This is a genomic window from Alteromonas infernus (assembly GCF_902705815.1).
This window is the reverse complement of record NZ_CACSIG010000003.1, coordinates 206,514-219,998: the sequence shown is the minus strand read 5'-3', so window position 1 is coordinate 219,998 and position 13,485 is coordinate 206,514. Positions and strand designations below refer to the sequence as shown.

Below are 13,485 nucleotides of genomic sequence, written 5' to 3'. Positions count from 1 at the left end.
TCAGACGCTTTCCGATCTTCCGATAACTGAAACCCTCGCGTAAGTAGGCCTCGATCTGGTATCGTTGTCCCTCGATCAACTGCTTGTAACTCATGGTAACTACTCTTGTTTTTTGGCGATTACAGAGTACCACCAACAGGCAGTTGATCTCTCCTCACCGTTTAACCATGAGTGGTGCACTTATTATCTGAATTCGGGCTTATCTTCGGCATTTAAGGTGTCTGAAGTGTTTGCGTAGTTATCAGTAACAGCGTCATAGAACATCCGACTCATCTCGTCAGTGCTGTAAGGGGCAAGCGCATGTTGCGCTAGCTTTGCATTTCGAGAGTGAGCTTCCTGAGAGGTAGGGGCATTTAGAACGTAATTACGCAGACATTTTTTCTGTATTTTATCTGCTTCTGAGATGATTAATTCGGACTCTCTGTTAAATTTTCTGAAGTGTAGTTGGTTGTAGAAGACATCATACGCTGCACTTTGACTGCATTTTCTTATATTTAGAGTTAAGTAATCGCGGTCAAAGTCTGCTAGACTCTCTGCATATTCAGCGATTTTTTCGAGTGAAAACTCTGCTAACAGTTTACTATTATCTTTCAATTAAAAATGCAGTTCTTAAAAGCAGAATACACATAAGCAAAAGTGAAATGATTAAAACTAGAAAAGTTTTTGGCATGCTATTTACCTGCTATTAGTCCATTACAGTTCATTATTCAATTTGATGCCGCTTTATGGCAATAATTACGATTTATCAAAGCAGTAGTAATAGCCATCTGAATACAGACCTACATCACTACCTAATCGTCAGCTTCTTACTTTTTGCGCCTTATGACGTAGATGATAGCCAGCGTCATAAGCAAAGCCGGTATTAGCCAGAGTAATTCCACATTCATATATCCTGCTCTCTTTCATCTAGGTTCGAAAACTGCTTTTGAATATAGTTTTTCGCCAGCAGATAAGACGCCCTTAGCGCGACAGCGAGTGTGCTCAGAACCGTCAGTGTGAACTTCTGCTCAGGGAAACCGACAGCAACAAAGATCACAATAAAGATGAGGCAAATTGTCAGAATAAATTTCTTCATGCGCAAAGCTGCTCAATCATCTTTTCGTCGTACTTTTCCCGATTTGCATAGAAGCACTTATACAGGTCGTACAGACATAAGCTGAAAAGATTATGACGGAGCGTAAATGCTCGTGCCGAAAGAGTAATTCTACTGACAGATACTAGAATACCGACAGTCGCTTCTGAGTCAGCAACTGTTCGTCCAAAATCTGCTACAAAGGTTTCGTCAGGGCCGTCCTCTTCGAGGAGCACGCTTTCAGCATCTTGAATAACACGAATATAAATTTTCTCGCCATCCCGAACGGCGTTAATGTCAGTGTGGTTGTCGGATGAGGCTTCCAGCTGATAGCCAAGCTCGCTCAGAAAAAGTACAACCTCGTCACGGAACCTCAATTGCCCCAGCCCTTCTACCCATGCAGCAAACTCCATTAGCTCGGCCCTACTGACTCGTTGGGAATGATACCTTTTGCAGAGATTCATCAGCGGGTAGCAGGCCCGAGTGAAAGATGAATATTCGGGTTTATCTTTTGTTTCTGTTTGTTGGATAACTTCTTTCATTTTTCAATGTCCTCTTTGTATGAGCCATTTACTTTAATGAGCGAAGGTCTAAAGTCCTAAACTGGAAAATTCCGATTGCAAGCTTCATCATTTCTTTGAGTTTTTACTCTAGTGGCAGACTCGCCCACGATGCCCATTTTTTATCAAGAATATTAATAAATGTATCGGCTTCACTTTCTAGCAAACTGAAAAGTGCTTCTTCGTCGAACTGAATAATGTCAGGAAATCGTTTTGCTATATACATGAGAGACTCGAAGTATACGTTGTGGAAAAACATATCTAGATAGTTGAAGAACTGGCGGTGGTAGTTATGCCATTCCTGACTTATATGTCTGCTTAGACCTCCGAATATCGGCTCATCTGAATATACAAGAAGACAAAGGGAACCAAATTCGCTATCTGTTAAGTATGGTTTTAGATCGTTGCGAGTTACGTCCATTAAAATTTTACCCTGATGCTCCGTTATGAGCTCCTTCAGAGAGTTTGTATGGTTTACATTGGCACTATCTTTATTTTCTACTTCTTTCGTACCGTCTTTTGACTCACTAAGAAGTAAGCGCTCCAAGACTTCTGCGTAAGTAGATGTATCATCACTGAGTTCTTTCAACCTAGCGTAAGCTTCATTACTCAAGTGTAGCGCTATTTGCTTCTTACTATCTTTTACAGCTGCCCGTTGTTTTCTTTTTGCTATACGTAACTGCTCTTTGCGAGAAGGTGTATCCATTGTTTGCTGTTCCTATGACTAGTCATCAGTCAATGTTAGCAGCTTTATACTAAGAATTATTAATGGTTTACCGTGACATAAAGAGTCGCCGGATTAATCAGAAAGTTCCGATTGGTAACGGGCGTTATATTGAGCTATACGCTATATAGACTTAGCCATATCTTAGAGAAAGAGAATGACACCTTTTACTTGGGCACTGCTGGTGCTGTTTGCTCTTTTTATACTGGGTCTTGCAATCTACCCCTGTACCAACCGGAAAATTGAACAATGTGCTAGAAATGCACTTAAATGAAAAGATTAACTGGAACAACATTAACCCGATGACTAGTCATCGGCCTATTTCCTGCGCTAATCAAATGAAAACGGATATGTATGACCTTGAGCAATCTCGCGCCACTCAAAAACCTAAAATTCATAAAGATAGCAGCGAGTCCTACTTGCATTCATTTTCATGCAGGGTTGATCAAGACGGGATTCGGTTAATCAGTCTGCCTTGTTCCAGATACATTGGCTATTATCTGGACAGCCCGCTGCCGCCAGGAACACCGGTAGAGTTTTCTATTGTACCGGTGAAATCTTATTGCGACCTAATTACGCCAGCTCCAGACCAAAACAAGAATATTGACGAATTTTTAAACTATATAGCTGAACTTTCGTGCGTAATGGCTTCACGGGAAGTTATCGCTGCAGCCGTCTACCACCGTACATCTGTAGTGGTAGAGCGAGATGGTAAAACTAAAGAGGTCGACCCACTTAGTATTATCGACAACATGCTGTTTAAGGTTCTTGATAAAAGCGAGAGGTAACAAACCAACGCCGAAAATATTTTTAAAAAAATAAAAAAAGTGTTTGCTTTTCGTTTTTAAAACCTTATAAACCTTGTGAGCCTTTCGAAAACAGGAGGAAATATGCAAGGCTCACAACAACTTACATCTTATGAAATGGATAGTCACAACGCACTGATGTTGGGTCCCCTTAATGCCTACCTGAACTGGTCTTGCGGTCCTGATAATAAAAGCAGTGACAATCAGAATGCAGTAACTCTTACTGAAATAACCATTCACCTGTCGACAAACCAAGCAAGTTCAACAACACGCAAAAAATTCAGAGTCGATTTTTCAACCGATGACGTCAGCAAAGTTTTGTCAGTGCCACTTAAAGTAAGAGAGGCGACTTACCTTTGGGCGTGGCTGAAGCTTAATGGTACAGCAGCCAGATTTCCCTCTGACGAACTTGGGCTGCTTAAGGCCACCTGTTACGCGTCTTTATTAGTCGGTCGAGTTTTACCGGTATTTGGTTCTGCTATTGAGGCATATCACTTCTTCAAAGCCGAATTACCGCCCGCAGCTATGCGAACACTTCTGGGAGAGAACGAAGAGGAGTTGGCCACGCGAATAGAAAATGGTCACTTGTCTGGTCTCGGCGGGTACCTTGGCGGGTTGACAGAAAGTAAAGATAAAACACAGTTTAAAGCTGCGATTAGTAATCTTTTGCCGTCCGAGATCTCAGAGCAACTTGTCCCGCAGCCGGTTCTAAACGAACGCGGTAAGCGTGTAAAAAACAAATTTTATTTCTCAGCTCCAAAGTACACAGTAAAGTAAGGACACTAAAATGTTAAAAGCAACTATAACGAAATTTTCTCTAGTACTTATATCTATTCTCAGTTTTAGTAATGGTAACGTTCCGCTGGGAATGCTTGCTCTTCTGGGAATACCGGTCGCCATTATTTACTTTGGAGTAAACAATGCCGACTCAAATGATGATTACAGAGGTGCGAAAAGAAATGAAAAAGGATTTTTTACTGATAATCGTGGGCACGTAAAGCCATCACTTCCAGTCTATAAGCCAAAATATACCCTTGATTCGGAAAAAGAGGGAATAGCAAATACAGCCGCAGGTATCGGTTTAGTTACCGCAGCCACAGCCTTGGCATCTGACGACCATGCTGACAGGAATGCATCCTTCTTCGACGATGATACAAGTATAAACCCAGCTACCGGGTTACCAATGTTCGGCGGCGTCGATAGCGCCGGTAATCCATTTGGAAGCGCTGGATCTACTGATAGCAGCGTGTCAGAGGATCTAACGTTTAATCCGGCAACCGGGCTACCGATGAGCGGGGGCTTTGATGCTGCTGGCAATACTTATGGGCATGACAATGCGAGCGAAAGTGTTTCCCATGATACGTTTGATGATGCCGGTTCGATTGATTCTTTTGATACCACTGACACTTTTGATTCGTTCGATAGTTCAGACAGCTTTAGCTCTTTTGATGATAACTGGTGATAACATGATATTTGATGACAAATTAGCTGAGTTAAATTCGGACACTTTGATTGCGTTGCTTAGCTGTCCATCCTGTAGCAAGGAAACAGTCGCTCTTCCTGACTATCAACATTGTGACTTTATTCCTTGTAAGCACTGTGGAGTAGGGCTGTCCGAGGATAATATTAAAGACTGGGTGTCAGCCAGTAACGCAGATATACAGCTTTATATAGATGCCGGTGTATTGGAAATTGAGTGAAAAAAGTGTGTATACCTATTTCTTTGATTTTTACTCATTGAAATAAATGGTTTTACGCATTATCAACAAACGTTGGGAGCAGTATACCGGTGTTGGTGTTAAACCATTTTAAATGGGGCGTTCGAAAAAAGCGGGGTCCAGTGCAAATAGTATGTCGCTGGGCGCCCAATGCTCTTCGAGTAGTTTAAGCATGGGCAGAAAAGCTTTCTTAGGAAAAAAGCCATGTTTGCGTCTGAATAAAGAAATTGCATCAGCGATATCCCGTTTTAGTTCAAGGTTCGGTATCTTTTCTGGCAACTCATGTTCGGCAAGTAGTTGGTCTGCTTCCTTGTAACGCGGAAACTGGACGACGGTGGTCATAGGGTTAGCCTTTTTCTAGGTTAAAATTCTCTTACAGGTTTGAAGCTGGTATCTATTCTTTGTGCTTCACTTTTCCTGAGTATAACTGGTGTAACGGGATGCATAGGTCGAGGTCATTCCAGTCCAGTTCTCCTTCGATTACTCTGAACTGCTGGAATTTCTTCAAATCGAGGTAGCTTCTTGTTACGGGGTGTTTTGCTGATTTAAGAAATCTTTCGAAGTCGACTCGTTTTACAGTACCGTCACTGAAGTAAATTTCAATTGTATAACCACTGATGTAGTTAGCTCTCTTTATGAAGAGAGAGTTCTTTGCTTTGCCCTTACGTGACACCTCAAATTCTCGATAGGATAGGTGTGCAGTAAACGTCACGCAGGCGACAACAAACAATGATATGGAGGTAATAATGTAAACAGTTTCCATATAGCCTCAACTCCAGTACTTATAACTACCTATTATTATTCGAAGGTTTGCTAAGGCCAGAGACCCATGAAAAACCTATGTATATAATTAAAAATGTAACGACCGTACTTATAAGCGCAAATAATTACATTACGTCCATACCTAGCCTCTTTCACTAACTCTCATATTTGTTATTCCGTCGGTTTGAAAAAGCAGTGTTGCAATAGTAATCGCACTAACTTTCTAAAATACGAAGCGTTGAAGCTGTTTTGTGTATTGAAAATAGTTAAAAACTACTAGAACGATTCTGTATGAAAAAAACTGACCTGACGTTAAACAGAACTTTCCGATATAACCTGTTGCTTCTTTCGTAGGGTTTAATACTGTAGGTCATCTGAAGGTTAAAGGTTGCAGAAGAAGAGTATGTTACCGGAAGAATTAATATTTTTACTCCCACTAGGACTAATGATTCTGGGGTGCTGGTATGTAAAGCGAAACAAATAAGTTCAGAGGTTACTTCCCTTGGTTATTGAAATCAAAGGAACTGAGCGGGATAAAACCGGAAAGCCTTGTTTCGCTGGCTGCAGATTGTCAGATGTTGTGTATTCGTGATACTTCAAAAAGGAGGTTATATGTATTTGGGAACTGTGATTGGTCTGATTGCTTATTACGTACTTTCTATATGGGCGCTGACTAATATTAATAAGAGAACGAGACGTTTGAGTAGATTTTCGCAGGGCTTTATTCGAGTTTTTTCGATCATATGCTTTGCAGCTGTTCCAACTGGCTTAGTTTTGAACTTGGAGAGTCGAAAAATATCACTAAGCAGCGCTGTCAGCTGGTCTTTTGCAGTGATAGTTGGCTGCGTACTGGTATCCCTAGTTCTTATTATAACGAAGGATATCAGGTGCAGGAAAATTAGTTTTATAGAGTGGTGTAAAGAAGAGTTCTAACTATTTAGTGTAGCTAACATAGAAAGCGAGAGTGTATCGATGGCTTATATGGATTGTATGATTCACGCTTTAATGCCTGCCTCTTTATCTTTTGCCATCTTACTATTCTTAACGATGGCTTGGTACGAGATCTTGCGGCATAACCAAGAGAAACTTCAAGTTAGCGACTCCTATAAGATCGGGAAAAACCAAAATATTAAACTTGTTCATTTAGAAGCATATTTTACCGGTAACCCGTTAAAAGCAAGGTGGGCTTTTGTTCCAATATTAGTATTTTTGCTATTAATAATAATCCTAGTTTTCATTGCCCTGATTAATCGAAGCTGTACAGAAACTTTTTCTTACTCGATGGCTGTACTCGTAATGATTGTCATGGTGTTCAATTTTTGGCTAGGCTTCAGGATTTGTGCTTATTCGGAACGTTGTTATGAAACCTGTTACGAGCAGGCTGCTGATAAATATTGGGAGTGGCTTTCGACCTGTGATGTGCAGCAATTAAAAAAATTATCATCAACTAGCGAATTAAGTGAAAGCTCCAAGACTGTAATATTATGCTATCTGGATGAAATGCATCCTGGTTGGACATTAATTTAAATTTATTACTAAAAAGGAGATAAAATGCCATCTGAAATTATGTTTTTGCTACCAATAGCCATTTTGATAATTGGCTCAATATATCTCATCAAACGTTATTACAAATAATACTTATAGGGGGGCGTTTTGACTTTATTTCTTTTCAAGTAGATCGAGGCACTATTTCCCTGAAAAGAAATCGATAACCGCTTTTAGAAAACAGGTGCCCCTTCTCTTTGCCGCAGTAATAAAAAGTTTTGTCGAGTATACGAATAAAACTACTGTAACACTCAAAAATACTAACCTTGCATAATCAGTTTTAAGTAAATTACCAACATGCTGGGCGTTATCTCCAGTAAAAAACCAGGTTGTAAAAGCCGCGCAGCTAATTGAAACCCAAACATTGCTAAAAAATTGATTAAGATTAGCATTAAACCCTCGCATAGTTTTCCCCCACACGAAACAATAACTAGTAGATAAAAAGTGCTAATTCACCGGCGTGTTAGCATCATGTACAGCTGTCATTAATGACAACTCCTTTCACTTTAAACGTTCCGCTTGAGAATTATTAATCTGGAAGTTTCCGCTTTGATAATTGTTGTGAATAAGCGAGAAAGTGTGATTTATCGCCAATCCTCCAACTGCTGCAACGCTTTAATACGGTCACGTTGCAGCGCGAACGCTTCAAATACGTCATCAAAGTTTGTGTTATTTGGCTTAAGGTTAGGTAGGGCTAAATTGGCTTGGCTAAAAAACTCAGTTTGATTGTTTTGCCAGCCCTGTTTCCACCAAGAAACGATGAGTTCACGAGAACTAGAAAGCTTCAAACCTGTAGGCAACCTATCAGATTTGCTAGCGTTTACACTCGATTTAGTAGGTAACAAATTCCAAAGGTCATTATTGGGTCATCTCGCAAAAGGAAATGCATGATCGATAGCATACCCAGAAAATTTTAGCCGCTTTCCAGACCAGCAGCATGCAACGCCTTCATTAGTAAGTAACTCATTAACTCGTTTTCGAATTTTAGAAGTGGAACGTTCTGGGTCTTCCCACCGAAGTGCATTAAGATAATCGACTTTAGTAAACGGCCTTTGTTTGTTTAAACCATAACCTGCCATTAAAGATGACCACTCGTTGATCAATGTCGGCTCTATCCATACGCTAAACTGCGTTAATGAATCCCAAATATGATTAGGAACATAGAACTTACCTAGTGAAGACAAAAAGTCGAAGTCTAAGAGAAGGTCGGTTTTAGGTTTTCGAGTTTGATCGAGTTCGACATGAAAAACACCTTTATCAGTGCCAGGTAACGTAATGTATCTAGCAGGCATATTCTTTACAGTCGAAGCGATGTCTTTTAGAGTTCGGTAAATCGCTTGCACCGTAGCACTATCTGAATAGTGCGCGCCAATATAAAAATCATTACTAGAAAAGGCAGTAATCTGCTGCCAGCCGTCAGTTTTAATAAACCCCAACCCTCTACTAGAGTTGCTGGTTTGCTGCATCTCGAACTTATCAATTAGCGGCTTATAGAGCTTCAACCAATAAAGCGCCACTAGGCCAACAGGCAGAACCACGTAATCATTAGTTTGTTCTATTACCGCGCCCGGATGGCCCTCGGCTATCCTGAGAAGAGTCCGTAACAGAGCTACCTTGTACGTGGAGGATTTACTGTCGTTTATTACGATGTTTCTAATTAACGGAAATGCGCCTGTACCGTTATCGGGTAGCGTGAGTAAAACGGTTTGCCATTGAACATCTGCGCGACCTAACTCATCGTTTGACTTCTCTGGCGTGAGCAGTCGGTAAGTAAGTCCTGATTGGCTAGCAAACTTAGCCAATTCATCTGTTGAAACAGGGTACATGGTGCGCTCGTCAGCGCAACTACCATGGCGCAAGGATATGACAAGCTTTCCGCTGGGTTTTAGTAGCGAAGATAGCTTTCTAAAAGCACGCTCTCGCGAAGACGGTGCAACGTGCATCCAAACTGCACTTAGCAGGATTAGGTCAAATTTCGTCTGTAAGCGAAAAACTTCAGTTAGTTCAGGTAATGTGTCTGATATCCAGTGAATAGGATTCGAAACAGTATAGGCTTGCGCGAGTTCTCGAATACCTTTGGCGGGTTCAACTGCAACCACTCCTAAACCCTTTGCGGCTAGATAACGGGCGTCACGTCCCGAGCCAGCGCCCACGTCCAGTACCATGCCTTCTTTGGGAACTTCATTTAGCCAATCTTTATGCACGGATTCAAAAGGGATGTTGTCATATTGATTAGCCAGTGCAGAGGCGTTAGTTGAGTAATACGTTATATTTTTAGTCAAGCCGTTAACTTAGTTGCAATTCCGTTGTAGACCTTATCTTCTAAATCATTTGCAAAACAAACTCAAGTAATCCTCATTTCTTGAGAAACCATTTTAAGTACGAATAGAGAAACAGCCCGTATTTTGATTTACCGCAAAGTTTAAATCGCCCAGTTTTGTATAGTAAAGCAGTAAATTCTTGGCTTTGGGGCCGTACCATTCACTGCTGTTCAATACCACAGGGAGCGTCACTGTGAAAAAAACGCCGTTTATTCTATCCATTATGTTCGTTGTGTTTTTAATTGTGGTTTTTAGTACTGTTTTCAGTGGCCCTGAAAATGTCGATGTGGTGTCAGGGAATGGCCGCATTGAAGCTACTGAAATTGGCATTTCTGCAAAAGTAGCAGGGCGTGTAGAAGAAATTTATGTCAGCGAAGGAGACAGAGTAACGGCGGGCGATGTGGTCGCCAAACTTGATACCACCACCATTAATAGCCAGCTTCAGCAGGCCAAGGCACAGCACCAGCAAGCCAAAAGTGCGGTAGAAGCTGCAAATATGGCTGTTGCACAGCGCCAAAGTGAAAAGTCAGCGCTTGAAGCCGCGCTGCTGCAAACTAAAGCCGAGCTAAAAGCAGCTGAAGCTCATGCTGCCCGTACTAATGAATTGGCAAAAACAGGCGCCGTGTCTAAACAATTGGCAGAAGATAACCTTACCAATGTTGAAAGCGCAAAGGCGGCGGTAAATGCAGCTAAGGCTCGTTTGACAGCGGCTGACGCCACCATTGAAGCTTCGCGCGCGCAATACTACTCGGCACAAGCAGCGGTCAGCGCTGCCAATGCCACTATTGCGCAAATCCAATCTGAAATTAACGATATGGTGTTAAAAGCACCACGTAATGGGCGTATTCAATACCGCGTAGTGGAGCCTGGCGAAGTTGTTAGTGCAGGTGGGCGTGTACTTAGTTTGGTCGACCTAACAAACGTATACATGACATTCTTTTTGCCTGCTTCGCAGGTGGGCAAGCTTACTATGGGCGGTGAAGCACTTATTGTGCTAGATGCCGCGCCCGACATCGCTATTCCGGCCACCATTTCTTACGTTGCCGACGTAGCGCAATTTACTCCTAAGTCGGTTGAAACCCAAAGTGAGCGAGAAAAACTTATGTTTAGGGTTAAAGCGCAAATTCCTGAAAACTTATTAAAGCAGCACATTGAAAAAGTGAAAACAGGGTTGCCGGGTGAAGTATGGGTAAAGCTAAACGATACCGCTGAATGGCCTAGCGACCTACCTGAGCTTGTCGACTAATGGGCAACATTATTGAATGCAATTCGCTAACGGTTCGCTACAAAAGCACCACAGCTATTCACAATCTTGCGCTTTCTATTCCCGCGGGCCTAACAGTAGGCGTAATTGGCCCTGATGGCGTGGGCAAATCTACGTTGCTGTCGCTTATTGCTGGTGAGCGAGTTATGCAAAAGGGGCAGTTGCAGGTTCTTGGTGGCGATATGCGTGATGAAAAACACCGCGCCGCGATATGTTCTGATATTGCATACATGCCACAAGGTTTAGGCAAAAACTTATATCCCACGCTGTCTGTAGAAGAAAACTTACAGTTTTTTGCCAAACTTTTTGGGCACAATCGTGCTCAGCGTCGTGCACGAATAGATATCCTTACCAAACGAACCGGACTTTATCCATTTTTATCGCGCCCAGCCGGCAAGTTGTCGGGTGGTATGAAGCAAAAACTGGGGTTATGCTGTGCCTTAATACACGATCCCCGCCTGCTTATTCTAGACGAACCCACCACAGGGGTAGACCCCCTTGCCCGAAGTCAATTTTGGTCGCTTATTAAAGACATTCGCAAAACCCAGCCAAATATTACCGTATTGGTAGCGACTGCCTATATGGATGAAGCCCAACAGTTCGATCATCTAATAGCGTTAAATGCAGGTGAGATACTGGCGAGCGGCTCACCGAAGTCACTGCTTAGTGAAACACAAACCAGCAATTTAGAAGCGGCATTTATTGCGCTTTTGCCGGCAGACGCAAAGCATGAACATCGCAGCGTAGTTGTGCAGCCTTATAAGGCTAGTGAGCATATGCAAACCGCGATTGAAGCTAAAAACTTACTATGAAGTTTGGCGATTTTACGGCAGTTAATAACGTTAGCTTCACGATTGGTAAAGGAGAGATTTTCGGGTTTTTAGGGTCGAATGGCTGTGGTAAGTCTACCACCATGAAAATGCTTACTGGCCTGCTGCCGCAAACCTCTGGCGAGGCGTGGTTGCTGGGCAGCCCTCTTGTTGCTAACGATATTAACACCCGCTACCGCGTAGGTTATATGTCGCAAAGCTTTTCTTTGTATACCGAATTAACCGTTCGGCAAAACCTTACGCTTCATGCCAAGCTCTTCAAAGTAGCAAGCAACGTATTAAATTCGCGCGTTGACGAAATGCTTAACCGCTTTGCATTAAGTCATCACCAGCACAGCTTGCCTAACGACCTTCCTTTAGGTATTCGCCAGCGTCTGTCTTTGGCCGTGGCCATGGTGCATAGACCTGAAGTGTTAATACTCGACGAACCCACTTCTGGCGTCGATCCAGTTGCCCGAGATAACTTTTGGCAGTTGCTTATTTCTCTGGCGCGAAAAGACGGCGTAACCATTTTTATTTCTACACACTTTATGAACGAGGCAGTACGCTGCGATAGAATTTCCCTAATGCATGCAGGCGAAGTGCTGGTAACCGATACACCGCAAGCCATAAAAGCGTCTAAATCTGCCGATACGTTAGAGCAAGCGTTTATCGATTATTTAGTTGAAGCGCAAACGCCTGAGAACCAAACACAAAACACTGAGCAAAGTGCACCAGAAGGTGTTAGCGCAGATAAAGCCACGCCACCGAATAAACGTGCAAAAGGCTTACGGCGATTGTTAAGCTATGCCTCGCGTGAAACCCTTGAGCTTATCCGCGACCCCATTCGCTTAACCATGTCGTTCTTAGGCAGCATGGTGTTAATGGTAGTTATTGGCTATGGCATTACTATGGACGTTGATGACTTAAGCTATGCGGTATTCGACCGCGATCAAACTTCCACTAGTCTTAACTATCGCAATGCGTTATCAGGCTCGCGCTATTTCAATGAACAGCCAGTTATTACCAGTTATGCCGATATGGACAGGCGAATGAAAAGCGGAGAACTTTCATTGGCTGTGGAAATTCCTCCCGAATTTAGCCAAAAACTGCATAAAGGCGAACAAGTGGAAATAGGGGCATGGATTGATGGGGCTATGCCTTCAAGAGCCGAAACTATACAGGGCTATGTAACAGGTATTCACCTGAAATGGCTTTTGCAGCAAGCCTCACAAGCTAGCCAAGTGCAGTCGACTAGCAGTATTAATGTGGAATCACGCTATTTGTATAACCCAGATGTTCGCAGCTTAGTGGCCATTGTACCTGCGGTAATGCCCATGCTGTTGTTGATGATACCTGCGCTTTTAACGTCGTTGGCGGTAGTGCGCGAAAAAGAGCTGGGTTCGATAATCAACTTATATGTTACACCAGTTACACGCATAGAGTTTTTGTTGGGTAAGCAACTTCCTTATATCGCTACCTCGTTTGTTAGCTTCTTGCTGTTGGTTGCTATGGCGGTGTGGCTTTTCGACATCCCACTGAAAGGGGATGTGATAGTGCTATGCCTTATAACGCTGTTATTCGTTACTTTTTCCACTAGCTTTGGTTTGTTGGCTTCGGTTTTTACTAACAGTCAAATTGCCGCTATTTTGCTTACCACTATTGGCACTATGGTACCTGCCGTTCAGTTTGCGGGCATGATAACGCCGGTTTCTGCCTTAGAAGGGGCAGGGCGCGTAATAGGAGAGCTTCACCCTATTAGTTATTTTTTAACTGCTAGCAGGGGAATATTTAGCAAAGGGTTAGGTTTTGGAACCCTTGATTTTGCTGTGTTTGCCATAGCTATTTCTATACCAATTACACTGTGGCTTGCCACTGTTTTGTTACGCAAGCAGGAGCGATGA

Annotated in this window: 14 protein-coding genes and 1 pseudogene; 7 read left to right on the top strand and 8 right to left on the bottom strand. The window is 42.6% G+C overall.

Annotated elements, in window-relative coordinates:
• Window positions 1-183 precede the first annotated feature (183 nt).
• The 4 genes from ACX5J7_RS01100 to ACX5J7_RS01085 all read right to left on the bottom strand — a co-directional run bounded on the left by ACX5J7_RS01100 (window position 184) and on the right by ACX5J7_RS01085 (window position 2,338).
• Complete coding sequence (locus ACX5J7_RS01100) at window positions 184-594, bottom strand: hypothetical protein (RefSeq protein WP_498705783.1); 411 nt, start codon at window positions 592-594, stop codon at window positions 184-186.
• A gap of 289 nt (window positions 595-883) precedes the next feature.
• Window positions 884-1,075, bottom strand: coding sequence for a hypothetical protein (locus ACX5J7_RS01095; protein WP_498705782.1), 192 nt, complete (start codon window positions 1,073-1,075; stop codon window positions 884-886).
• Window positions 1,072-1,614, bottom strand: a complete 543-nt coding sequence (locus ACX5J7_RS01090) for a restriction endonuclease (protein WP_474372297.1) — start codon at window positions 1,612-1,614, stop codon at window positions 1,072-1,074. The genes ACX5J7_RS01095 and ACX5J7_RS01090 overlap by 4 nt, the downstream gene beginning before the upstream one ends.
• Window positions 1,615-1,717: 103 nt before the next feature.
• On the bottom strand, window positions 1,718-2,338 hold the full coding sequence (locus ACX5J7_RS01085) for a hypothetical protein (RefSeq protein WP_498705780.1): 621 nt from the start codon (window positions 2,336-2,338) through the stop codon (window positions 1,718-1,720).
• A gap of 278 nt (window positions 2,339-2,616) precedes the next feature.
• On the opposite strand from ACX5J7_RS01085, the gene ACX5J7_RS01080 reads away from it, so the two are divergent.
• The 4 genes from ACX5J7_RS01080 to ACX5J7_RS01065 all read left to right on the top strand — a co-directional run bounded on the left by ACX5J7_RS01080 (window position 2,617) and on the right by ACX5J7_RS01065 (window position 4,862).
• Window positions 2,617-3,144, top strand: coding sequence for a hypothetical protein (locus tag ACX5J7_RS01080; protein ID WP_498705779.1), 528 nt, complete (start codon window positions 2,617-2,619; stop codon window positions 3,142-3,144).
• A gap of 102 nt (window positions 3,145-3,246) precedes the next feature.
• On the top strand, window positions 3,247-3,939 hold the full coding sequence (locus ACX5J7_RS01075; protein WP_474372294.1) for a hypothetical protein: 693 nt from the start codon (window positions 3,247-3,249) through the stop codon (window positions 3,937-3,939).
• 10 nt (window positions 3,940-3,949) lie between these two features.
• Window positions 3,950-4,624 (top strand): hypothetical protein, encoded by a 675-nt coding sequence (locus ACX5J7_RS01070; protein WP_498705777.1) that lies wholly within the window; start codon window positions 3,950-3,952, stop codon window positions 4,622-4,624.
• A 4-nt stretch (window positions 4,625-4,628) separates the two neighbouring features.
• Entirely contained in the window at window positions 4,629-4,862 is a 234-nt protein-coding gene (locus ACX5J7_RS01065) for a hypothetical protein (protein WP_333971141.1), read from the top strand.
• A 108-nt stretch (window positions 4,863-4,970) separates the two neighbouring features.
• On the opposite strand, the gene ACX5J7_RS01060 is transcribed toward ACX5J7_RS01065, so the two are convergent.
• Together ACX5J7_RS01060 and ACX5J7_RS01055 are read right to left on the bottom strand one after the other, a co-directional pair.
• Window positions 4,971-5,222: a hypothetical protein gene (locus tag ACX5J7_RS01060; RefSeq protein ID WP_474372292.1), complete on the bottom strand. Its 252-nt coding sequence runs from the start codon at window positions 5,220-5,222 to the stop codon at window positions 4,971-4,973.
• Between the two features lie 52 nt (window positions 5,223-5,274).
• Complete coding sequence (locus tag ACX5J7_RS01055) at window positions 5,275-5,643, bottom strand: DUF2442 domain-containing protein (protein WP_498705776.1); 369 nt, start codon at window positions 5,641-5,643, stop codon at window positions 5,275-5,277.
• Between the two features lie 971 nt (window positions 5,644-6,614).
• Between ACX5J7_RS01055 and ACX5J7_RS01050 the strand changes: the two genes are divergently transcribed.
• On the top strand, window positions 6,615-7,169 hold the full coding sequence (locus tag ACX5J7_RS01050; RefSeq protein WP_498705775.1) for a hypothetical protein: 555 nt from the start codon (window positions 6,615-6,617) through the stop codon (window positions 7,167-7,169).
• Between the two features lie 602 nt (window positions 7,170-7,771).
• On the opposite strand, the gene ACX5J7_RS01045 is transcribed toward ACX5J7_RS01050, so the two are convergent.
• Both ACX5J7_RS01045 and ACX5J7_RS01040 read right to left on the bottom strand, forming a co-directional pair.
• Entirely contained in the window at window positions 7,772-7,975 is a 204-nt protein-coding gene (locus ACX5J7_RS01045) for a hypothetical protein (protein WP_498705774.1), read from the bottom strand.
• A 78-nt stretch (window positions 7,976-8,053) separates the two neighbouring features.
• Window positions 8,054-9,469, bottom strand: a complete 1,416-nt coding sequence (locus ACX5J7_RS01040; RefSeq protein ID WP_498705772.1) for a class I SAM-dependent methyltransferase — start codon at window positions 9,467-9,469, stop codon at window positions 8,054-8,056.
• Between the two features lie 232 nt (window positions 9,470-9,701).
• Between ACX5J7_RS01040 and ACX5J7_RS01035 the strand changes: the two genes are divergently transcribed.
• Together ACX5J7_RS01035 and rbbA are read left to right on the top strand one after the other, a co-directional pair.
• A complete protein-coding gene (locus ACX5J7_RS01035) occupies window positions 9,702-10,754 on the top strand; it encodes an HlyD family secretion protein (RefSeq protein ID WP_012516649.1) in 1,053 nt (350 codons plus the stop codon).
• Window positions 10,754-13,485, top strand: a pseudogene (gene rbbA / locus ACX5J7_RS01030) (ribosome-associated ATPase/putative transporter RbbA). Before ACX5J7_RS01035 ends, rbbA begins: the two are co-directional and overlap by 1 nt.

What these genes read in the sequence shown, in the direction of transcription:
- ACX5J7_RS01095 (WP_498705782.1), bottom strand. Translation starts at nt 1,075, where the DNA reads ATGAAGAAATTTATTCTGACAATTTGCCTCATCTTTATTGTGATCTTT.
- ACX5J7_RS01090 (WP_474372297.1), bottom strand. Translation starts at nt 1,614, where the DNA reads ATGAAAGAAGTTATCCAACAAACAGAAACAAAAGATAAACCCGAATAT.
- ACX5J7_RS01085 (WP_498705780.1), bottom strand. Translation starts at nt 2,338, where the DNA reads ATGGATACACCTTCTCGCAAAGAGCAGTTACGTATAGCAAAAAGAAAA.
- ACX5J7_RS01080 (WP_498705779.1), top strand. Translation starts at nt 2,617, where the DNA reads ATGCACTTAAATGAAAAGATTAACTGGAACAACATTAACCCGATGACT.
- ACX5J7_RS01075 (WP_474372294.1), top strand. Translation starts at nt 3,247, where the DNA reads ATGCAAGGCTCACAACAACTTACATCTTATGAAATGGATAGTCACAAC.
- ACX5J7_RS01070 (WP_498705777.1), top strand. Translation starts at nt 3,950, where the DNA reads ATGTTAAAAGCAACTATAACGAAATTTTCTCTAGTACTTATATCTATT.
- ACX5J7_RS01065 (WP_333971141.1), top strand. Translation starts at nt 4,629, where the DNA reads ATGATATTTGATGACAAATTAGCTGAGTTAAATTCGGACACTTTGATT.
- ACX5J7_RS01060 (WP_474372292.1), bottom strand. Translation starts at nt 5,222, where the DNA reads ATGACCACCGTCGTCCAGTTTCCGCGTTACAAGGAAGCAGACCAACTA.
- ACX5J7_RS01055 (WP_498705776.1), bottom strand. Translation starts at nt 5,643, where the DNA reads ATGGAAACTGTTTACATTATTACCTCCATATCATTGTTTGTTGTCGCC.
- ACX5J7_RS01050 (WP_498705775.1), top strand. Translation starts at nt 6,615, where the DNA reads ATGGCTTATATGGATTGTATGATTCACGCTTTAATGCCTGCCTCTTTA.